At 61.9% G+C, this 20,349-nt stretch carries 17 protein-coding genes and 1 riboswitch; of the genes, 11 read left to right on the forward strand and 6 right to left on the reverse strand.

From position 1 onward, the window contains the following. Window positions 1-90: 90 nt before the first annotated feature. Window positions 91-2,124, forward strand: coding sequence for a hypothetical protein (locus tag K7B09_RS01465; protein WP_223626003.1), 2,034 nt, complete (start codon window positions 91-93; stop codon window positions 2,122-2,124). A gap of 9 nt (window positions 2,125-2,133) precedes the next feature. Here the strand turns inward: K7B09_RS01465 and K7B09_RS01470 are convergent, their stop codons facing one another. Genes K7B09_RS01470 through gltS form a run of 3 tightly spaced genes read right to left on the reverse strand, consistent with a single transcriptional unit; the run spans window position 2,134 to window position 5,908 of the window. Continuing rightward, entirely contained in the window at window positions 2,134-3,468 is a 1,335-nt protein-coding gene (locus tag K7B09_RS01470) for a hypothetical protein (protein ID WP_223626005.1), read from the reverse strand. Next, the gene (locus K7B09_RS01475) at window positions 3,465-4,709 is read right to left on the reverse strand and encodes an FAD-dependent oxidoreductase (RefSeq protein ID WP_223626007.1); all 1,245 of its coding nucleotides are present in this window, start codon (window positions 4,707-4,709) and stop codon (window positions 3,465-3,467) included. The genes K7B09_RS01470 and K7B09_RS01475 overlap by 4 nt, the downstream gene beginning before the upstream one ends. Window positions 4,710-4,711: 2 nt before the next feature. Then, entirely contained in the window at window positions 4,712-5,908 is a 1,197-nt protein-coding gene (gene gltS, locus K7B09_RS01480) for a sodium/glutamate symporter (RefSeq protein WP_223626010.1), read from the reverse strand. Between the two features lie 77 nt (window positions 5,909-5,985). On the opposite strand from gltS, the gene K7B09_RS01485 reads away from it, so the two are divergent. The 5 genes from K7B09_RS01485 to K7B09_RS01505 all read left to right on the forward strand — a co-directional run bounded on the left by K7B09_RS01485 (window position 5,986) and on the right by K7B09_RS01505 (window position 12,619). Continuing rightward, complete coding sequence (locus K7B09_RS01485; protein WP_223626012.1) at window positions 5,986-8,280, forward strand: NADP-dependent malic enzyme; 2,295 nt, start codon at window positions 5,986-5,988, stop codon at window positions 8,278-8,280. Between the two features lie 63 nt (window positions 8,281-8,343). Beyond that, window positions 8,344-9,255 carry a 30S ribosomal protein S6--L-glutamate ligase gene (gene rimK / locus K7B09_RS01490; RefSeq protein WP_223626014.1) on the forward strand — a complete coding sequence of 304 codons (912 nt, stop codon included), beginning with the start codon at window positions 8,344-8,346 and terminating at the stop codon, window positions 9,253-9,255. A 215-nt stretch (window positions 9,256-9,470) separates the two neighbouring features. Further along, window positions 9,471-10,154, forward strand: coding sequence for a response regulator transcription factor (locus K7B09_RS01495; RefSeq protein WP_223626016.1), 684 nt, complete (start codon window positions 9,471-9,473; stop codon window positions 10,152-10,154). Next, window positions 10,147-11,481: a sensor histidine kinase gene (locus tag K7B09_RS01500; protein ID WP_223626018.1), complete on the forward strand. Its 1,335-nt coding sequence runs from the start codon at window positions 10,147-10,149 to the stop codon at window positions 11,479-11,481. The genes K7B09_RS01495 and K7B09_RS01500 overlap by 8 nt, the downstream gene beginning before the upstream one ends. A 37-nt stretch (window positions 11,482-11,518) precedes the next feature. Continuing rightward, window positions 11,519-12,619, forward strand: coding sequence for a branched-chain amino acid aminotransferase (locus K7B09_RS01505; protein ID WP_223626021.1), 1,101 nt, complete (start codon window positions 11,519-11,521; stop codon window positions 12,617-12,619). Between the two features lie 39 nt (window positions 12,620-12,658). Here the strand turns inward: K7B09_RS01505 and K7B09_RS01510 are convergent, their stop codons facing one another. After that, entirely contained in the window at window positions 12,659-13,228 is a 570-nt protein-coding gene (locus tag K7B09_RS01510; RefSeq protein WP_223626023.1) for a hypothetical protein, read from the reverse strand. A 51-nt stretch (window positions 13,229-13,279) separates the two neighbouring features. Next, window positions 13,280-14,104, reverse strand: a complete 825-nt coding sequence (metF, locus tag K7B09_RS01515) for a methylenetetrahydrofolate reductase [NAD(P)H] (protein WP_223627694.1) — start codon at window positions 14,102-14,104, stop codon at window positions 13,280-13,282. A gap of 147 nt (window positions 14,105-14,251) precedes the next feature. Between metF and K7B09_RS01520 the strand changes: the two genes are divergently transcribed. The 5 genes from K7B09_RS01520 to K7B09_RS01540 all read left to right on the forward strand — a co-directional run bounded on the left by K7B09_RS01520 (window position 14,252) and on the right by K7B09_RS01540 (window position 18,725). Continuing rightward, window positions 14,252-14,908: a DUF3348 family protein gene (locus K7B09_RS01520; RefSeq protein WP_223626025.1), complete on the forward strand. Its 657-nt coding sequence runs from the start codon at window positions 14,252-14,254 to the stop codon at window positions 14,906-14,908. Then, window positions 14,905-16,959, forward strand: a complete 2,055-nt coding sequence (locus K7B09_RS01525; RefSeq protein WP_223626028.1) for a coiled-coil domain-containing protein — start codon at window positions 14,905-14,907, stop codon at window positions 16,957-16,959. Before K7B09_RS01520 ends, K7B09_RS01525 begins: the two co-directional genes overlap by 4 nt. After that, entirely contained in the window at window positions 16,956-17,594 is a 639-nt protein-coding gene (locus tag K7B09_RS01530) for an OmpA family protein (RefSeq protein ID WP_223626030.1), read from the forward strand. The genes K7B09_RS01525 and K7B09_RS01530 overlap by 4 nt, the downstream gene beginning before the upstream one ends. Next, window positions 17,587-18,150, forward strand: coding sequence for a DUF2894 domain-containing protein (locus K7B09_RS01535; protein WP_223626033.1), 564 nt, complete (start codon window positions 17,587-17,589; stop codon window positions 18,148-18,150). Before K7B09_RS01530 ends, K7B09_RS01535 begins: the two co-directional genes overlap by 8 nt. Window positions 18,151-18,218: 68 nt before the next feature. Further along, entirely contained in the window at window positions 18,219-18,725 is a 507-nt protein-coding gene (locus K7B09_RS01540; protein ID WP_223626035.1) for an SRPBCC domain-containing protein, read from the forward strand. Between the two features lie 58 nt (window positions 18,726-18,783). Here the strand turns inward: K7B09_RS01540 and ahcY are convergent, their stop codons facing one another. Then, window positions 18,784-20,232 (reverse strand): adenosylhomocysteinase, encoded by a 1,449-nt coding sequence (gene ahcY, locus K7B09_RS01545; protein ID WP_223626038.1) that lies wholly within the window; start codon window positions 20,230-20,232, stop codon window positions 18,784-18,786. Window positions 20,233-20,257: 25 nt separating this feature from the next. Then, window positions 20,258-20,347, reverse strand: a riboswitch (S-adenosyl-L-homocysteine riboswitch). Between the last annotated feature and the right edge of the window lie 2 nt (window positions 20,348-20,349).

Raw genomic sequence — 20,349 nt, forward strand, 5'->3', positions numbered from 1 at the left:
AAATGCATGAGGCGCCGCACCATCTCAGGTTTTGCGACGACCCGAAGGCAATCTTGCGGGAATCGAAAACGAAAATCACGAGGCAAGGCCATGGAAATCTCGCAAATCGAAGCACGCCAGCTGCTGGAGTTGAGCGCGCTCTGGCCACGTGCCGTGTGCGTGCCAGGCACGCAACGCGTGGGCATCGTTCGTGGGCTGGCCGAACGCTTGGCGGCGCTGATGCCGGGCTGGTTGGACGAGATCGCCGCCAAACCGATCCGCATCGAGGACGATGGCACGTCGCGCCGTGTGCATTTCGTTGCGGGCTTCCGCTACGGCTACAGCCGGGCGACCAGGGAATTTTCCGCCGCATTCCTGCAGAACAACGGTTGTTGGGCCTTGGCGGACATCGAACACGATGACGGTCGCGCCAATTTCGACCCGCTGATCCCCAGCCCCACATGGAACCGCCGGATCGGTTACGCGCTGCTGGACAAGGCGCGCAAGGTACTGGTGGATGCCGTCATCGCGCAGGTGGGTGCGGAATGCAATGAAGATAACGCCGTGGCCATTCGCGGGACTGTCGATTTCATCGCGTGGCAGGCATGGCGCATCGCGGGGTTGGCCCGGCAGGTCCCTGCGCACTTTCCAACGAAACCCATGCGTGCGCTGCTGGCACAAGCACTGGCCATCGAACCTGCCTTGCTGGCGCTGGCCCGCAAATGCCGCATCAGCGTGCATCGCCATCCCATCACCAACCGTTTCCTGACCTTCGTGTGGCGCCACCGGGAGGCGTTGGAGCGTATTGAACGGCAAACGCCACAACTACTGTCGTTCGTGGCCGAATACATGTTCACGCACGGCGTTCCCGACGCCGACCCCACGCAGGCCGCAAAGGCATGGCTGCGTGCGCATGGCGTGACCCGGCAGGCAAGTCTGCTGCTGGACACGCAGGGCGTGCGGCCATTGCGCGGCTTTGTGGAGTCCTTTGCCGGCGACGAGCAGTTGGCCGCGCTGGCGTTGGCGTTGCGGTTGGCCCAAACCGGGCATGGTGTGCAGCGACCGTCACGCGCCGCTTACCGCGTGCTGTCGCAGGTCTGGCGTCACACCAGCGCCGACGGGATCCGGCAGTGGTTCGCCAAGCTTCCGCAGCAAGTGGCGGTGCAGTGCGTGCGGCGGGCGGAGTGCGCGCAACATCCTGCTGCGGTTGCCGTGGCCCGTGACGAAATTCGCCGTGTGGTGGCGTGGTGGTTGCGCATTGCAGATGCGCCTCCAGCAGGTGCGGTCACTGGCAGTTGGCAGCGCTGGCTGCAACTGGTCAAAGCTGCCCAAACCCGCAAGCGGCTGGCATTGCAAGCCGTCAGTTGGCACAGCCCAGTCAACGAGCTGGTGCATCACAGTGGCAAGGCGCGTGCATTGACCAATGGCTTGGCCTTGTACGACGAGGGTGAGACGATGCGGCACTGTATCGATGGCTACCGTGATGATTGCATCAACGGTACGTTCTTGGCCTTTCATGTCGAGTTCGAAAGGGATGGCAAGCCCCGCCAGGCGACGGTTGGCTTGGTGAAGCGTGAACACCGCTTTTTCAAATGGCAGGTCAGCGATGTCTGCGGTGTTGCCAATGCCAGATTTGGCCGGGAATGGCCCGAAATTGCCAAGCAATTGGAGGGGCTTTGCAATGTGCGCGAAATGGTGCGAGCGCGCCGCGAGGCCGCGCGTCGCGCAGCGATGATGCAAGGGGTGACGTGGATGTGTGTGGCGTTGCCAAGCTTCAAGGATTGGCGCGGCAAGGCAACTGCGATCACCAGCACGCAGGCGCTTGTCGATTACGGCAAGACCCTGTGGTGCGACATCCAGCACTACGCCGAGGAATGCGCCAGCGGGCAGGCGCAGGCGTATCGCGTCGTCATCGAAAACCGATACGCATGGAAAACCTATGGTCTAGATCGCTACGAGCACTTCGTTGTGCTGCTACGGAAACATGCAGCGGGCTGGGCGGTTGCCGATGTGCGCACCACCCACGGCATGCGCTACCAGCATTCGCCGATCGAACCGTTTGCCCTAAAACTGGCCGCAGCCTGCAACCACACAGATCGCGTCAACGATGGCATTACGCAAGCAGCGCAGTTGCGAGTGGCGTGAGTGCGCGCGCTAGCGCAGCTCCTGCAACGTTCCATCGGCGTGGATGCGGTAATCGGCGGGTGCGTTGGCGTTCACGATGCGCACGCGGTTGCCTATTGCAACGCCTTGGTAGCTTGGGATGCTGTGGGTGAGGCGCACGAAGATCCAGTCTTTGGCGTCGGGTGCCAGTTGCAGGGTGATGCCGGTTGGGTGGGTGCGCAGGGCGTGCGCCAGTGCGGGTGAAAACACGGCCTGGATGCGCCCAACGTGCTGTATTCGCCACATCACGGTGCCGCCGTGGAGAGCGGTGAGGGCGGCAAATACGAGGATGACGCCGCGGCCTAGGTGGCTTGCTTGCGGCCATGCCCCGGCGATGATCATCGCGGTGATGGCGGCAAAGCCGTAGCCGTAATGATTCCAGCTACTACCCAACGGCAGCACTGGAAGTAGCGCCGCAATTCCACCAAGCAGGAAGAGTGTGCACAGCTTGGGCGACGCACGCCATAACGCGATCAACATGCCTGACCACAGCAGGCCTGCCAGCAGCACTGGGCCGCTGCGACGAAGGGTGGTGGAGATTTCCAGCAAGGGCGGAATCGGGGCAAAGATTTGATATTCAAACCAACGCTGCGGCAGGTTGAGCACACTTAATGTGTATTGCGAACCTTCGCGCGGTGCATGCAGCAGTACATCCAAGCGCAAGCCCAGATACACCGCGCAGACCGCGCCTGTGGCCAGCATACTTGTCCACCATCGGGATTTTCTCGCCGCATCATCATCCAGCCACCACGCCAGTGCCAGCAGCGGAGGGATGGCGAAGGCAGCTTCTTTGCCGAGTAGGGCCAGCGTAGTCAGCGTGGCGCTGCTGATGGCCGCCATCCATTGCGCGCGCGCGCGCTGTACCAGCAACGCGATGCCCAGTGCGCAACTTAGCCAGATCAAATCGGCCATGCAGCCTACCCAGCCGTGGGTATAGGCGGCATACGGGGTCAGCACAAACCCCAATGCACCGAACACGGCGGGCCAGCGCGACATGCCAAAGCTACGCCCGATCCAGTGCAGCGCCACTGCATTGAGTGCGCCCCACAGCACCAGTACGGCATGAAACAGCATCGGCGTATCGAATAACGCCCGCGACAGCGCCATCCACAATGAAAAGGTCAGCGGCCGATATTGGAATGCGGAGGTTTCCAGCCATGGCGATGGAGTGCTGGCATTGGCCAACGCCGCCCATTGCAGTTCGTCGTGACTAAAGTAGCCGGGATTGAGAATCAGCGGCAGTTGCAGTAGCAAGGCCGCCAGCAAGACGCAGGCTGCTATGCCTTTGTTGGATAGCGTCTGGTGGCTAGGTGATAGCGGATTCATGGCGCGTGCAGTACCAGTCGCGCGGCGCGTTCGCCGCTACCCATCGCCAAGGTCCAACCCAACATGCCGTGGCCGATATTGAGCACCAGTCCTGGTTGGGCCCGCGCAATCACTGGGCTGGAGTGGGGCGTGACCGGGCGTAACCCCGCCCATGGTGAAGCAACCTGCGCGTACTCGGCTGCTTGTGGCAGCGAGGCCTGCGCCATTGCCAACAATTGCGCAAAACGCTGCGGGTCTGGTGTGGAATCCCAATGGTTGAGGTCGGCCAAGCCGGCCACGCGAATGGAGTTCCCCAGTTTGCAGAACACCAGTTTGCGGGCGGTATCGGTGATGCTGGCGGCGGGTGCTTGCGCGCCGCAGGGGGCGGTGAACGAATAGCCTTTGACCGCCATCAAGGGCGAGCGGATGCCGAGTTGTCGCAGCAAGCCGTGGCTGTCGATGCCGGCACAGAGTGCGATTTTTTTGGCGCGCAGATGCAGACCGTTGGCAGCTTGCAGGTGCCAGCCTTCGGGAGTGCGATGCAGGCCGTGCACGGCAACATCGAAGTACGGCTCCACGCCATACTCGGCGCACAGCAGGTGCAGCAATTGGCTGCTGAATTTGAACGGGTCACCCACTTCTTCTTCAGGCGAATGCACCACGAAGGCCATGTCGCGCGCGGCGATCAGTGCTGGCTCGATGGCGATCGCTTGTGCAGGTGTCAGTACGTTTTGCCGCACGCCGAATTGGTACTTGGCGGCGATCATCGCGCGTGCTTTGGGCAGTGCGGCTGCGTCGTAATAGACATGCAGTTTGCCTGGGGCAGTGTGGTCAAATGCAATCGGGTGGCGCGCCAAGAGTTCGGCCATGGCGGCGCGTGATTCCAATGCCAGCGCCAACGTTGCCAATGTGTTGCGTTCAAGCCGGTGTGCAGTGGCGTTACGCAAAAATGCCAAGCCCCAGCGCCAGTAGTGCGGGTCTGCCGAGGCGCGGGTACGGAACGCCGCATCGCGGCCCAGCAACATGCCTGGCAGTTGCTTCCACAGTGCTGGCGCGGCCATGGCATCGGTGTAGGCATAACTCAGTTGAGCGCCATTGGCGAATGATGCGCCCAGTGCGGGCCCCTGCCCACGTTCGATCAGTGCCACCTGCCTCCCGCGTCGAGCCAGGGCGTAGGCAGTGCTGATGCCGACCACACCGGCACCAAGCACGGCAACATCGACAATACGTTCCGGGTCGGTTGTGGGGTTGGCGGTGGGCATGCTCAATGCGGCCAGAAATTGATGAAGCCGGTAATGATCAGGGCGTTGGTGAAGTCGATGAAGAATGCGCCCACCAGCGGGGCCACCAAAAATGCACGCGGGGCCACGCCATAGCGCTCCACCAGGGTGCGCATCACTGCCATTGCATTGGCGGTAGTGCCCAGCATGAACCCGATGAAGCCGCCGCCCATCACGGCGGCGTCATAGTCGCGGCCCATCACCCGAAATACCACCCCGCAGAACACCGCAACCAATGCCGATTGCAATGCCAAATTGAGCAGCAGCGGGGCCGCCAGGCCGGCCAGTTCCCATAGTTTCAAATTCATCAGCGCAACCGCCAGAAACAGCGACAGGCAGACATTGCCGATCAGTTCGAGTGTGGCCACCGACAGGCCGAGCCAGCCGCGGCTATCGTCCAGATTCCGCAGCAGGGCCCCTGCCAGCATCGCGCCCACATAGGCCGGCAACGTCACCCCGGTGCTGGTGATCAGCTTGCTCACCCACGCCCCCAGCCACATCGCGACCAGCAAAATGACGATGCTTTTGAGCGCGGTGTATTCGCGCTGGCTTTCCGTGGCGACCTCCACTGCAACCGCTTCATCGGGTGCGTGGTGGTCACTGGGGCGCACCGAGGTCAGGCCATTGCGACGAATGAACCAGGTCGCCACCGGCCCGCCCAGCAAGCCGCCACAGACAATCCCGGCCATTGCCGAGGCCACCGCGATCGAGGCCGCACCACTCACGCCGGCGCGTTCAAACAGCGGGGCAAATGCCAGCCCAGTGGCAGGGCCGCCGGTCAAGGTGGTGGAGCCGGCCAGCACCCCAAATAGCGGATGCAGACCAAAGCCGATTGCTACTGCCATTCCCAGCAAGTTTTGCAATACCGCAAAGCCGCTGGCCAGCAGCAAGAACAGGGCGACTTGGCGGCCGCTGATCTTCAGCAAACGCGCACTGGCGTTGAAGCCAATGCTGGTAAAGAACGCGATCATCAAGGCTGGTTGCAAACTGGTATCCAGTGCCACCCAAGTGGTGCCGCGCGCATGCGCTGCCCACGCAATCAGCGCAAACACCAGACCGCCAATCACCGGCGGGGGCAGGTTGTAGCGGCTCAGCAGCGGAATCACGCGGCACAGTGCGTAGCCAAGGAACAGGGCGATGCCGGCAAGCGCCAACGTGTGCACGGCGTTCAGTTCAAGCATCGGATAGGGGTTCCTGGGTAGGGCCGTAGCCGGGTAGAGTCGGTATCATCCCTTATCCGCACCTGGAACACGCAGCGATGTCTGATACCCCCGCCAATGACGACCTGAAGCAAGCGGCACTGGATTACCACCGGCTGGAACCCAAGGGCAAGATCAAGGTGACGGCCACCAAGCCCATGGTGACCCAGCGTGATCTGGCATTGGCGTATTCGCCCGGGGTGGCCTTTGCCTGCGAAGAAATTGCCGCGGACCCGGCCAAAGCCAGCGAATACACCGCGCGCGGCAATTTGGTTGCGGTCATTTCCAATGGCACTGCGGTGCTGGGGCTGGGCGATATCGGCCCACTGGCGGGCAAGCCGGTGATGGAAGGCAAGGGTGTGCTGTTCCAGAAATTTGCCGGCATCGATGTATTCGATCTGGAAGTCAACGAGCGTGACCCCGACAAGCTGGTGGACATCATCGCCAGCCTGGAGCCGACCTTCGGTGGCATCAATCTGGAAGACATCAAGGCGCCGGAATGTTTCATCGTGGAGCGCAAACTGCGCGAGCGGATGCAGATTCCGGTGTTCCATGACGACCAGCACGGCACCGCGATCATTGTGGGTGCGGCGGTGCTCAATGCGTTGGAAGTCGCCGGCAAGGACATCGCTCAGGTCAAGCTGGCCACTACCGGTGCCGGCGCGGCCGGGATTGCCTGCCTCGACATGTTGGTGGCGCTGGGCGTCAACCCGCAAAACATCCTCGCCTTCGACCGCGAGGGTGTGATTCACAGTGGCCGTGCCAATCTTGATCCCGACAAGGCCCGCTACGCGCGGGATACCGGCAAGCGCACGCTGGCAGAGATCGTGGACGGTGCAGATGTGTTCCTTGGCTTGTCCGCAGGCGGCATCCTGAAGCCGGAAATGGTCGCCACGATGGCGAACAAGCCCATTATTCTGGCGCTGGCCAACCCGTACCCGGAAATTCTGCCGGAAGACGCCAAGAAGGTGCGCCCGGACGCCATCATCGCCACCGGCCGCTCGGACTACCCTAACCAAGTCAATAACGCGGTGTGCTTTCCTTATATTTTCCGCGGCGCGCTGGATGTGGGTGCCACCAGCATCAACGAGGCGATGAAGCTGGCTTGCGTGCACGCGATCGCCGATCTGGCGCGCAAGGAAGCCTCGGATCTGGGTAGCGCCTATGGCGGTGATGTACCGAAATTCGGTTGCGAATACCTGATTCCGCGCCCATTCGACCCGCGCCTGTTGACCAGCTTGGCACCGGCGGTGGCGCAGGCGGCGATGGATTCGGGGATTGCCCTGCGCCCGATCCGGGATTTGCCTGCCTATCGCGAAAAACTGGGTCAGTTCATTCACCGCACCAGCCTGATGATGAAGCCGGTGTACGACCGTGCGCGCATGCATCGCAAGCGCGTGGTGTATGCCGAGGGCGAAGAATACGTGGTGCTGCAAGCGGTGCAGGCGGTGATCGACGATGGCTTGGCGTTCCCGGTGCTGATCGGGCGGCCGGAGGTGATTGAATCGCGCATCGAAAAACTTGGCTTGCGCATGCGCGCCGGCGTGGATTTCGAGCTCACCAATATCAACGACGACCCGCGTTTCGATGACTATTGGCGGCAGTACCACGCGCTGACCGAGCGCCGTGGCGTGACCCCAGACGCTGCCAAAAACCTGCTGCGTTCACGTCCCACGCTGATTGCTGCGCTGATGGTGGAGCGTGGCGAAGCTGATGCCCTGATCACCGGTATCGTGGGCCGTTATCACAAGAAGTTGGGCTATCTGCGCAGCGTGTTCAATTTTGATGCCGGCGTCAGTGGCACCGCCGCGATGACGGCGGTCATCAACGATGCCGGTGCGTGGTTCTTCGTCGATACCCATGTGCAGTTGGATCCCTCTGCCGAACAGATCGCCGAGGCCACCTTGCAGGCGGCCTACCGCTTGAAACTGCTTGGCATCGAACCCAAGATCGGGTTGTTGTCGCATTCCAATTACGGCAGTCACCAAGACCCCAGCGCAGCGAAAATGCGCCGTGCGTACGAGATCGTGCGGCAGCGCCAACCCAAACTGGAAATTGATGGCGAAATGATGGGCGATACCGCGTGGGATGAAGTCCTGCGCCGACGCATTTTCCCCAATACCACCTTGAGTGGCAGCGCCAATTTGCTGGTGTTTCCGAATCTGGATGCGGCCAACATCGCCTACAACCTGATTCGCGTGGCCACCGGCGGCGTGGCCATCGGCCCGATCCTGATGGGGCTGGACAAGACCGCACACATCCTCACCCCGGCCTCGTCCTCGCGCCGCATCGTCAATATGACCGCGATTGCTGCGGTGGAGGCGCATATCCGTGCGGAGCTGCGGGCGCGATAAGCGCGGCGTTTCGATGATTTGACCGGCGTCAACCGCTAACGGCATCCGCACGGAGGGCATGCCATGAAGTTCGCCATCTTGTCGCGCAATGGCAAGCTGTATTCCACCCGCCGATTGGTGGAGGCCGCGCGCGAGCGTGGCCACAGCGTGCGCGTGTTGGATCCGCTGCGCTGCTACATGCGGATCAGCAGTGCCGGTTTTGATATGCGCTACAAGGGCAAGCCGCTGGCCGGTTACGCGGCGGTGGTGCCACGCATCGGTGCGTCGATCACCCGTTACGGCTGCGCAGTGCTGCGCCAGTTTGAATTGATGGGCAGCTATTCGCCTAATAGCGCGTCGGCGATTGCGCGCGCGCGCGACAAACTGCGTTGTCATCAGGTATTGGCGGCGCAGGGAATTGGCCTGCCGATCACCGTGTTTGGCGATAATCCGGATGACACCGGCGACCTGTTGGCCATGCTCGGTCCGCCACCGCATGTGATCAAGCTCAACGAGGGCACCCAAGGTGCCGGCGTGATGTTGACCGAAAAGCCGTCTGCGTCGCGCGCCACCATCGAAACCCTGCGCGGGCTGTATGCCAATTTCCTGGTGCAAGAATTCATTGCCGAAGCCAAGGGTGCCGATCTGCGCTGTTTCGTGGTGGGCGACACAGTGGTTGCGGCCATGCGTCGGTTGGCCCCGCAGGGGGATTTTCGTTCCAATTTGCATCGCGGTGGCACCGCCAAGCCGGTGCGCCCCACCCGTGCTGAAGTGGCCACCGCCGTGCATGCGGCGCAAATCCTAGGCTTGGGTGTGGCTGGCGTGGATTTGATTCGCAGCAAGCGCGGGCCACTGGTGCTGGAAGTGAATTCCTCACCGGGACTGGAAGGAATAGAAGCCGCCACCGGGGTTGACGTGGCGGGTGCGGTGATCGAACACACCGCCGCTGCCGCGCTGAAACAACACACTTCAAACACCAATTTGACGGATTCTTAATCGCATCTACGGCAACATCCCCTCACCGCTGATCTTCCCCCCAGCGGTCATGCAGGGCATAAGTGACGTTTCGGCCCGGACGCTCCCACGTCCGGGCCTTTATTTGCCTGCAGTTCTGAATGGCCGCACCCGGCACTGCGAGCTGTGCCAGAATCGGGGAACCGACGCACGCGGCACCGGTCTATCCTGCCAAGCCGCTCTCTTGGAACTTACGCATGCGCATCCTCGTCATTGAAGACAATTCCGATATCGCCGCCAACTTGGGCGACTATTTGGAGGACTGCGGGCATACCGTGGATTTCGCCGCCGATGGCATCACCGGCTTGCATCTGGCGGTGGTACACGACTTCGATGCGATCGTGCTGGATTTGAACCTGCCGGGCATGGATGGCTTGGAAGTCTGCCGCAAACTACGCAATGAAGCACGCAAACAAACCCCGGTACTGATGCTGACCGCGCGCGACTCGCTGGATAACAAATTGGCGGGCTTCGATTCTGGTGCTGACGACTATTTGATCAAACCGTTTGCGCTGCAGGAAGTGAACGTGCGCTTGAATGCATTGGTCCGGCGTGGGCGGGGCTTGCCGGCGCGGGTGCTGAATGTGGGTGAGCTGGAATTCAACCTAGAAACCTTGGAAGTGCACCGCGCAGGCAAGGCCATCCAACTCAACCCTACCGCACTGAAGATTCTGCAGGCCTTGATGGAAGCCTCACCGGCGGTGGTGACCCGGCAAGATCTGGAAGCTCGCGTATGGGGTGAAGAATTGCCTGATTCGGACTCCCTGCGTGTACATATCCACGGCTTGCGCGCCTTGGTGGATAAACCCTTTGCCAGCGCCATGATCCAGACCCGACATGGCATCGGTTATCGCATTGCCGCAGCGGAAGCCGATGGCTGAGTCACCCGCGTCGCGCAGCGCAACGCCTGCCCGGCGGCGGCTGCGCACCCGCATCATCGTTTCGTTTGCACTGTTGGGCTTTGGCCTGACCGCGCTGTTTGCGGTCGCGATGTTGCATCTGCGCAATCGACTGGAAAACCAGTTGATTGAAAAAACCCTGCAGCGCGAAGTGGCCAGTCTGGTGCAACAAGTGGAAACACAGCCCGACAAGCAGCCGTATTTCCTGATGTTCGACGCACGCACCTTCAGCGATGACAATGCGTTCAAAATCAATCCGCTGTATCGGTATCTGACACCCGGTATGCATGAGGTGCGTGAGCATGATGGCAACGGGGTCATGCTGGTTTACAAAGTGGCCGTTCGGCGTGGGCTGAGCCAGCAGGGCAAGCCGTTCACCAGCTTGGTGCGCTACAACGTCACCGACGCGGCGGCAACCTCGGATTTGCTGACGCGTTGGCTGCTCGGTGCCGTATTGGCGTTCAGTGTGTTTGCCTTGTTGCTGGGTTGGTGGTCGGCATCAAAGGTGATGGCCCCGGTGTCCGATTTGGCGCAACGCTTGCGCCGCTCCGGCAACAGCGCCGAGCCTGAAGCGCTGGCGGCCAGCTTTCCAGATGACGAAGTGGGCGAGTTGGCCAAGGCGCTGGATGATTACGCTGCGCGCTTGACCGAGGTGGTGCAGCGCGACCGTGAGTTCAATGCCGATGTCAGTCATGAGTTGCGCACGCCATTGGCGGTGATCCGGGGTGCCGTGGAATTGCTGTTGGCGCGCACCGAGCTGGACGAGCGTACGCGCACCCGGTTGGCCCGCATCCAGCGGGCCGAGCAGCAATGCACCGACTTGATCAGCGCCCTGTTGCTGCTCTCTCGCAATGAACGTGCGGTGGGCCAATGCAATGTCGCGAAAGTGGCGCAGCAGCAATTGGATAGCCACCGGGCGCAGCTCGCCGGCAAGCCGGTGGAATTGCGGTTGGAAGGCGATACCCGCCTGCAACTGGATGTGCCGGATTCGGCGCTGGCGGTGGCGTTGGGCAATTTGATCGGCAACGCGGTGAAGTACACGCCCGGCGGCGAAGTGGTGGTGCGGGTGTTGCAGGATTCGGTGGAGGTGGTTGATTCCGGCCCCGGCCTGAGCGCCGAAGATGCCGCCAAATTGTTTACCCGTGGCTATCGCGGCACCCATGCCGGGCATTCGCAGGGCGGTGGGATTGGCCTGTCGATCGTGCGCCGCCTGTGCACCCTGTATGGCTGGGACGTGCGCGTGCGGCCGGGTGCGGACAAGGGGGTCGTGGCCACCTTGACCTTTGGTCAGGGGCAGGAGCGGGCTTAGGCCGCATAATAGGCGGATATCTTTCCAGGATTTCCGCATGAACGCCCCCGCATCGCTGGCCTTTCAAGTCATCCCCTCCGAGCACGCCCGCAGCGCCGAGCAGCGTGACGCCATTTTGGCCAGCGAGCTGGGTTTTGGTAAGCACTTTACCGACCACATGGTGGCGATCCAGTGGAATAAAGCGCAGGGTTGGCACGCTGCCAAGGTATGCGCCTATGGCCCGTTGTCGCTGGATCCGGCGGCGTCGGTGCTGCATTACGGGCAGGAGATTTTTGAAGGGATCAAAGCCTATCGGCATGCCGATGGTTCGATCTGGACCTTCCGCCCCGAGGCCAATGGTGCACGCTTGCAGCGTTCTGCCGCGCGTTTGGCGTTGCCGCAATTGCCGGTCGCCGAGTTCACCGAATCACTGCGCCAGTTGGTGGCCATCGACCATGCATGGGTGCCCTCGGCACCGGAAAGCAGCCTGTATTTTCGCCCCTTCATGATCGCCACCGAGGCCTTCCTCGGCGTGCGTGCCGCGCAAGCCGCAGGCTATTACGTGATTGCCAGCCCGGCCGGTGCGTATTTCGCCAAGGGTGTGGCCCCCGTGTCGATCTGGTTGTCGGAAGACTTTGCGCGTGCGGCCAAGGGCGGCACCGGCGCCGCCAAGTGTGGTGGCAACTACGCCGCCTCATTGCTTCCGCAACAAGAAGCCTATGCGCAGGGGTGCTCGCAGGTGTTGTTCCTGGATCCGGTCGAGGGTAAGTATCTGGAAGAGCTCGGTGGCATGAACGTGTTCCTGGTGTACAAGGACGGCCGCATCGTCACCCCGGAACTGTCCGGCAGCATTTTGGAAGGCATCACCCGTTCCAGCATCCTGCAATTGGCACGCGATCGCGGGCTCAAGGTCGAGGAACGCAAAGTGTCCATCGACGAATGGAAGACCGGCGTGGCCTCGGGCGAAATCACCGAAGTCTTCGCCTGCGGTACCGCAGCGGTGGTGACCCCGATTGGCGAGCTCAAGGGCAAGGATTTTGCGGTGGGTGACATCAACGCACCCGCCGGCGAAGTGACGATGTCGCTTCGTCAGGAATTGACCGACATTCAATATGGCCGCCTGCCCGACCGCCACGGTTGGTTGGTCAGGCTGCGCTAAGCCTTGTGCCGGGTGGTGCCGCAAGTGTCACGGCACCACTCACGGTTGCAGCCACCAGCAATCCATGCGCCGATGCATGCCAAAGCGTGTGTTGATCGGCGTATAGCCGTTCTTCTGCACTTGGCTCAGTTGCAGTCCCAGGATACGCGAGGGACGCGGTGCCGGGGTCAGCAGCTGACCGCTGGTTTCATCGAACCGTTGCGGTGTGTCTGCATCGGAATCGGCCGAGCGCGAGCGCAGCACTTGCACGTCCACCAAACCGCGATCGGCAATCGCTTGCAGGCGATCCATCACCGCATTGGCGGTGTGACTGCCCATCCCGGTCCAGTCATACAGCGCGGCGATGCGGTTGGCATCGCCAGACTGTACCGCCGCAGCCAAGCCATCGGCCAATTCCTGCGGACTGCGGGCACACAGCATCCGGCGTTGATAGGTACCATCGGCAGGCAGTACGGGGGGCAAGCGTTCGCGCGCGCCAATGGCTTCACATTGACGATCGGTGTAGATCAGGCTGCCATCAGGCAGGCTGCAACGTCTGACCTGTGCCGGTGCCGGCGGCATCCAGCCAATAGCCGGCAGCAAACACATGGCGAGTAGGAAAGACCGCATCGATGCAGGGTACGCGGTGACCTGCCTGGGTGGAAGCCCGGGGCGTCGGCATCACCCCAAGCGCTGCAAAATCGCCTGCGTGGGTTTGGCCAGATTCAACGTGTAAAAATGCAGGCCGGGCGCACCTCCTGCAATCAGCCGTTCACACAGTTGCGCCACCACATCTGCAGCAAAATCGCGGATCGCTTCGGCATCATCACCCAATGCGCGCAAGCGTTGCACGATCCAGCGTGGAATTTCCGCGCCGCAAGCTTCAGAGAAGCGCCGCAATTGGTTGAAGTTGGCAATCGGCATGATCCCCGGGATGATCGGAATATCCATCCCCAAGGCGCGGACATCGTCCACAAACCGAAAATAGGCATCGGTGTTGTAGAAATATTGGGTAATCGCGCTGCTGGCACCGGCATCCACTTTCAGCTTGAAATGGCGCAGATCCGCCTGCGCATGTTCGGCTTGCGGATGCGTTTCCGGGTAGGCGGCCACTTCGATGTGGAAATAGTCATCATGCTCTTGCCGAATCAATGCCACCAATTCATTGGCGTAACGCAAATCACCACTGCGCGCCATGCCCGACGGCAAATCACCACGCAGCGCCACGATACGGTTGCAGCCCAAGGCACGATAGAGCTTGAGCAAATGCCGGATTTCCTCGCGACTGCCGCCCACGCAGGTCAGATGCGGCACACCCACCATGCCGTGACTCCCCCGCAAGTGCTGCACGGTTTCCGGTGTGTGGCTCAAGGTTGAGCCGCCGGCACCAAACGTGACGGACATGAATTCCGGCGCGTAAGCCTTGAGCTTGCGCACGCTGCGGTCCAGTTGTTCGCGTTGTTCGTCGGTCTTCGGGGGATAGAACTCGAAGCTGATGGGCAGCATTGCGATGGTCACGTGCAAAGTTGCACCAATTATATATCTCTTGTTCGCGATAAAGCGATATATGGATAATGAGCGGGGGGCGTGAGGTCAACCAATCTGAAGACGGCAACCCTGTAAAATAGACGGTTTTCCGCAAGCCCCCCCTGCATGCAACCCCTCCCACAGGCGCCCGCACCGGTGCCAACTTTCGTGCGCCTGTTGACCGAGGTGCTGGACGCCCAAGCCAATCAGCCGCCACGTGCGTTCTATCAAGCGCTGGAACAATGGCTGGATTGGACGCGCGCGGTGCGTTTGTCGCGGGTGTTGGATGCCGCGCCAGCGGCTGACGGGGGGGCGATCAGTTGGCGCAAACAAGAACTGGCTGCTGCATGCGAGCGTGCGCGCCAGCGCCTGCGTGAGCAGGTGATCGCAGCACCGGTGCGGGATGCGGTGATGGATACACAGGCGCAAGCAGCCGAGGCCGCATTTGCACCTGTGCGCCAGCACTACGTGGCGTTTCAGCACGCAGTGCAAGTCAGTACCGGGCAATTACGCGGGCAATTGCGCGACGCACTGGCGCAAGGCGATGTCGGATGCGTGCGTTTGGCCGAACTTGACGCGGTGATGGAGGCGGTGCTGAGCCCACGCGAACACGCACTGTTCACGGCGCTGCCCGAACTGCTGGGCAAACGCTTTGAACAGCGCCACTCACAGAACGCTGCACAAGATTGGCGTGGATTTCAACGTGAGGTACGCAACCTGCAATTGGCAGAACTCGATGCCCGCTTTCTGCCGATCGATGGCTTGCAGGCGGCGCTGCAATGACCCTGATGGAAGACTCGATGCACAACCAGACGCAGCCCCAGAAACCATTCCGGGCGCATACGCTCGCCGCTTGGCAAACGTTCCTGTACGGTTTGTCTGGCACCGCTCTGTTCATGCTGGGCTTGGTTGTGGTGGCCTGGGTGGCCGCAGTGCATGCCAGCAATAATCCGATGGTGCTGGGGGTGTGCCTGCTGATTGCCGTGGTGTACCTGATTGGTGGCGCCGAGTTGCAGCGTTATCGCAAGGCTACGGCGGGTTTGCAGACGGCGCTGGATACCTTGCAGGACACCCCGGCGGAACTTGCGCATTGGCTGCACACATTGGATGTCTCGTTGCGCGCTGCGGTGGGTCTGCGTGTGGCCGGCGAGCGCGTGGCGTTGCCGGCCCCCACCTTGCCGGCGTATCTGTCCGGGGTGTTGGTACTGCTGGGCATGTTGGGCACGCTGTTGGGGATGATGGTCACCTTGCGCGGCACCGGCATCGCGTTGGAAAGCGCCAGCGATTTGCAGGCGATCCGTGATTCGCTGGCCGCGCCGGTGAAAGGTTTGGGCTACGCCTTCGGCACCTCGATCGCAGGGATTGCCAGTTCCGCAGTATTGGGCGTGCTGACGACGCTGTGCCGCCGCCAGCGTTTGTTCGCTGCGCGTGCCCTGGATACCGCCATCGCCGGCCCGTTGCAGGTATTCACCCGCGATCATCGGCAGGAAGGCACCTGGCAGTTGCTGCACAATCAAAGTGCATTGCTGCCCACCTTGGTGGAGCGTTTGCAGACATTGGCCGATGCGATTGAACGCCGCGACGCAGTTGCGCATGCGCAACAGGCCGAACGCCAGCAGACGTTCCTGGATCGCAACGAAGCCGCATACCTGCAATTGGCCGAACGTGTGCAACGGTCATTGCAAGATGGCGTGGCGAAAGGGGCCGATGCGGCCAGCCGCGCCTTGCAACCTGTCGTGCAGGCCACCATGGCCGAAATCGCCAGCAGTGCACACAGCGTGCACGAACGCGTGGCGCAAACGATGCAAACCCAAGTGCAAGCCAGTCACGACAGTTTGCAGACGGCTACCGGCCAGATTGCCGTGCATTGGCAGCAGGCCATGCAGGCGCAATCTGCGGCCCAGGCAACGGCGTGGGATGCCGCAATGTTGCGGCAGCAAGCCGCGCAAGCAGCGTTGGTGGAGGCACAACAGCAGGTGCTGTCGAATACGGTCGGCCACTTCCAGCAGCAGGCGGAAGCCTTGCTGGCGCAGCTTGCGGTCACCCAGCGGGATGCACAAACCGAACTGGCTGCGCAGGACAGTCAGCGTCTGGATGCATGGCGCACGGCCATGGTCGAACACGGCGAGGTGCTGTGCGCAGCGTGGGCGCAGCTGGGCGAGTCCAGTGCGCAACGCCAGCAGCAGATGTGCGACGCCTTGCAGGCCAGTGCCGAGGCGATTGCCACCAATGGCCGCCAGCAGGCCAATGCCACCCTCACCGAAATTGGCACACTGATGCAGGCCGCCGCCGAAGCACCGCGGGTCGCCGCGGAGGTCATCGGCGAGCTGCGGCAATCGCTGGCCGACAGCATGCAGCGCGATACCGCGATGCTGGCCGAGCGCAATCAATTGCTGGATACCTTGGGTGCCTTGCTGGACGCGGTCAATCGCGCCTCCGGTGAGCAGGCACGTGCCATCGAAACCCTGGTGGGCACTTCGTCGCAATTGCTGGAAACCGTAGGTGCGCGCTTCGATGCACGGATCGAAGCCGATGCGCAAAAACTGGATGCGGCGGCCACCCGCGCCAGTGCCAGCGCACTGGAAATTGCCAGTCTTGGCGATGCGTTTGCAGCGGCAGTGGATGCGTTTGGCGCCAACAATACGCAGATGGCAGAGCGCCTGCAGACGATTGAACGTGCGCTGGAAAAATCCCTGCTGCGCAGTGACGAGCAGCTGGCCTATTACGTGGCACAAGCCCGCGAAGTGGTGGATTTGAGCCTGCTGGCGCAGCGCCAGATTGTGGACGACTTGCGCCAGTTGGAAGTACAGCGCGGTGCGTTGAGCGTGGCATGAGTATGGAATTGGACGACGACGCGCTGGAGCAAGGGCCACCGATCTGGGCTGCCTTCGGTGATTTGATGGCGGTGTTGCTGGGTGTGTTCGTGCTGATTCTGGTCGGCGTGATCGGCGTGCAATTGCATTTGGAAACCCGCCTGCGCGATGAAATCCAGCAGCGCACCTTGGCCGACCAACGCCGACGCGCGCTGGAGCAGGCACTGGCCGCACCGTTGGCGGAAGGCCGCATCACGCTGGTGGATGGGCGCATCGGCATTCGTGGCAGCGTGCTGTTTGCACGCAACTCCGATGCTCTGCAGCCGGAAGGGCTGGCCGTTCTGACCAGCTTGGCCGGGCCGTTGACCGACTACCTGCATGCACGCAGTGAAATCCTGATGGTCAGTGGCTTCACCGATGACCAGCCGGTGCACGCCGACAATCGCCACTTTGCCGATAACTGGGAACTGTCCGCACAACGTTCACTCACTGTCACGCGTGCGCTGATTGCCGCAGGTGTGCCGGCACAATCGATTTTCTCCGCAGCCTTTGGCGCGCAACAGCCGGTGGCATCGAATGCCGATGCAGCGGGACGAACCCGCAATCGGCGTGTGGAAATCGCACCGATGCCGCGCCCGCAGACCACGCATGACTGAGTGTGCGCAATCCACCTTGTTGCGGCTTCGCGCGCAGGCGTTGGTGCAGCGCATGCAAGGGCAAGATGCCGCAGTGCGCGGGTTGTTGGAATCACGTCTGCATGCGTTGCTTGCATCCTGCAATCAGCTTCCCGAAGCCAGGCCTGCAGCAGAGCAGAGTGGGACGGGAGTGAGTCCATTGGCGATGTTGCTGCAGCAGTGGCCGGGTGCCGATGCGTGCAGCGACGCATGGCCTGCTGAACGCGTGACTCCGGACGCTGCACCAGTGATTCCGATGCTGGAAGATGCACGCCGCACCTGGCGTACGGTACGCGCCCGCAGCCAATTGCGGCAATCGCTCGCGCAGCCGCAAGAACATGCCGGGCCGCTCAATTCCGGGCGTCTGGTGCTGCGCATGCTGGATGCGATGCAGGCGGCCTCCCCGGCGTATCTGGAGTGCCTGCTCACCTATCTGGAGGTATTGGTGGCGCTGGAACCCATGGTTTCGGCCACGCTATCCAGTGCTGCGGTGGCAACGTCACGTCGCGCCCCACGGGTACGCAAGCGCCGCGACTGACGTGCATCAAGGCAGTGCGTGTGCGGATGCGGCTAAATCCAGCTATCTCATCGCAACAGGTTTGCCGCGTGGAAACACAACTAGCATCACTGGGCCGCATCGTGCGGGGTCAAGCCGGGCTTGAAGGCCGCTTGCAGCGCGTGTTTGCGCACAGCACCGCTGCCGTATGGACAATGCTCACCGATTCGGCCGCGATGGCGCAGTGGTTGGCCCCCGGCAGCATCGTGCAGCAGCCAGGTGGCGCGGTACGGATCGATTTTGCCGACAGCGGCATCACCATCGACAGCAACCTGTCCGCGTTCGCGGCCGGCCGTTTGCTGGAATATTCGTGGAGCAGCGGCCAGCAACCGCAGCGCCCGCTGCGCTGGGAGCTGCAGGATGTGCGTGCCGGCACGCAGTTGCAGTTGTCGATGCGCGTGCCGGAAGGCGAAGACCTTGCCAAAGCCTGCGCCGGCTTCGATGCCCATCTGGAGATGCTGGCAGCCGCTCTGGAAGGCGTCTCCATCAAGTTCCCGTTCGATGTGTTCGTACAAGCGCGCAAAGCCTATGCCGAGCAGGTGGCGGCATTGGGGTAATGCCAAACAAAACGGGCACCTTGCGGTGCCCGTGGGTGTGCAACCTGCGCAACTGCAATCAGTAGCGGTAATGCTCCGGCTTGTATGGCCCGGTCACCGCCACGCCAAGGTAGTCGGCTTGCTCGGCAGTCAGCGTGGTCAGCTTCACGCCGATTTTTTCCAGATGCAGGCGCGCCACTTCCTCGTCCAGTTTCTTCGGCAGGATATAGACCTTGGATTCGTAGACATCCTTGTTTGCCCACAAGTCGATCTGCGCCAACGTCTGGTTGGCGAACGAATTGCTCATCACGAAACTGGGGTGGCCGGTGGCGCAGCCAAGGTTGACCAAGCGGCCTTCGGCCAGCAGGAAGATGCTGTTGCCATTGGCCAACGTGTACTTGTCCACCTGCGGCTTGATGTTGGTGTGGATCAGGCCAGGCAAGGCTTTCAGCGCGTCCACTTGGATTTCGTTGTCGAAGTGACCGATGTTGCAGACGATGGCTTGGTCCTTCATCGCCTGCATGTGTTCCACGCGGATGATGTCCTTGTTGCCGGTGGTGGTGACATAGATGTCGGCACGGCCCAAGGTGGATTCCACGGTGTTGACCTCGAACCCTTCCATCGCTGCCTGCAAGGCGCAGATCGGGTCGATTTCAGTCACCACCACGCGCGCGCCGTAAGCACGCAGGGAATGCGCGCTGCCCTTGCCCACATCGCCATAGCCGCACACCACTGCCACTTTGCCGGCCAGCATCACGTCCATCGCCCGCTTCAGGCCATCGGCCAGTGATTCGCGGCAGCCGTACAGGTTGTCGAACTTGGATTTCGTCACCGAGTCATTGACGTTGATCGCCGGCACCAGCAGCTTGCCCACTTCCGCCAGTTGATACAGACGATGCACGCCGGTGGTGGTTTCTTCCGATACGCCCTTCCAGTCGGCAACGACGCGGGTCCAGTAGCCGGGGCGCTCGCCGTGCACACGCTTGAGCAGGTTCTTGATCACCTGTTCTTCATGGCTGCCCGATGCGGAATTCACCCAGCTGCCATCGCCCTGTTCCAGCTCATAACCCTTGTGGATCAGCAGGGTGACGTCGCCGCCGTCATCCACGACCAGTTGCGGGCCAAGGTAGCCGCCGTTGCCGTCGGGGAAACTCAGCGCATCCAGCGTGCAATCCCAATATTCCTCCAGGGTCTCGCCTTTCCATGCAAATACCGGGGTGCCGGTGGCGGCAATCGCGGCGGCGGCGTGGTCTTGCGTGCTGAAAATATTGCACGAGGCCCAGCGCACATCGGCGCCGATATCCTTCAAGGTTTCGATCAGCGCCGCGGTCTGGATGGTCATGTGCAGACTGCCGGTGACACGCACGCCTTGCAGTGGCGCTTGCGGTGCGTATTTGCGGCGAATCGACATCAGGCCCGGCATTTCGTGCTCGGCGATATCCAATTCCTTGCGGCCCCAATCGGCCAAGGCAATATCGGCGACTTTGTAGTCGCCTTCTTGGGAGAAGGTTTTGATGTGTGCTTTCATGTTGGCTCCGTGAGTGCAGTGGTTGCGGTCACGGGCGCCGTTGTGCAGGACGGTTGCCGAGCCTGGCCGTGCAGCTATCGATGACAGCGACACGATCGCAGCGCCCCTCGGCGGGGT

This window comes from Thermomonas beijingensis (genome assembly GCF_020034655.1).
Taxonomy (GTDB): domain Bacteria; phylum Pseudomonadota; class Gammaproteobacteria; order Xanthomonadales; family Xanthomonadaceae; genus Thermomonas; species Thermomonas beijingensis.

What these genes read in the sequence shown, in the direction of transcription:
- gltS (WP_223626010.1), bottom strand. Translation starts at nt 5,908, where the DNA reads ATGCTTGAACTGAACGCCGTGCACACGTTGGCGCTTGCCGGCATCGCC.
- rimK (WP_223626014.1), top strand. Translation starts at nt 8,344, where the DNA reads ATGAAGTTCGCCATCTTGTCGCGCAATGGCAAGCTGTATTCCACCCGC.
- metF (WP_223627694.1), bottom strand. Translation starts at nt 14,104, where the DNA reads ATGCTGCCCATCAGCTTCGAGTTCTATCCCCCGAAGACCGACGAACAA.
- ahcY (WP_223626038.1), bottom strand. Translation starts at nt 20,232, where the DNA reads ATGAAAGCACACATCAAAACCTTCTCCCAAGAAGGCGACTACAAAGTC.
- K7B09_RS01525 (WP_223626028.1), top strand. Translation starts at nt 14,905, where the DNA reads ATGACCCTGATGGAAGACTCGATGCACAACCAGACGCAGCCCCAGAAA.
- K7B09_RS01510 (WP_223626023.1), bottom strand. Translation starts at nt 13,228, where the DNA reads ATGCGGTCTTTCCTACTCGCCATGTGTTTGCTGCCGGCTATTGGCTGG.
- K7B09_RS01495 (WP_223626016.1), top strand. Translation starts at nt 9,471, where the DNA reads ATGCGCATCCTCGTCATTGAAGACAATTCCGATATCGCCGCCAACTTG.
- K7B09_RS01475 (WP_223626007.1), bottom strand. Translation starts at nt 4,709, where the DNA reads ATGCCCACCGCCAACCCCACAACCGACCCGGAACGTATTGTCGATGTT.
- K7B09_RS01470 (WP_223626005.1), bottom strand. Translation starts at nt 3,468, where the DNA reads ATGAATCCGCTATCACCTAGCCACCAGACGCTATCCAACAAAGGCATA.
- K7B09_RS01500 (WP_223626018.1), top strand. Translation starts at nt 10,147, where the DNA reads ATGGCTGAGTCACCCGCGTCGCGCAGCGCAACGCCTGCCCGGCGGCGG.
- K7B09_RS01465 (WP_223626003.1), top strand. Translation starts at nt 91, where the DNA reads ATGGAAATCTCGCAAATCGAAGCACGCCAGCTGCTGGAGTTGAGCGCG.
- K7B09_RS01520 (WP_223626025.1), top strand. Translation starts at nt 14,252, where the DNA reads ATGCAACCCCTCCCACAGGCGCCCGCACCGGTGCCAACTTTCGTGCGC.
- K7B09_RS01530 (WP_223626030.1), top strand. Translation starts at nt 16,956, where the DNA reads ATGAGTATGGAATTGGACGACGACGCGCTGGAGCAAGGGCCACCGATC.
- K7B09_RS01535 (WP_223626033.1), top strand. Translation starts at nt 17,587, where the DNA reads ATGACTGAGTGTGCGCAATCCACCTTGTTGCGGCTTCGCGCGCAGGCG.
- K7B09_RS01505 (WP_223626021.1), top strand. Translation starts at nt 11,519, where the DNA reads ATGAACGCCCCCGCATCGCTGGCCTTTCAAGTCATCCCCTCCGAGCAC.
- K7B09_RS01485 (WP_223626012.1), top strand. Translation starts at nt 5,986, where the DNA reads ATGTCTGATACCCCCGCCAATGACGACCTGAAGCAAGCGGCACTGGAT.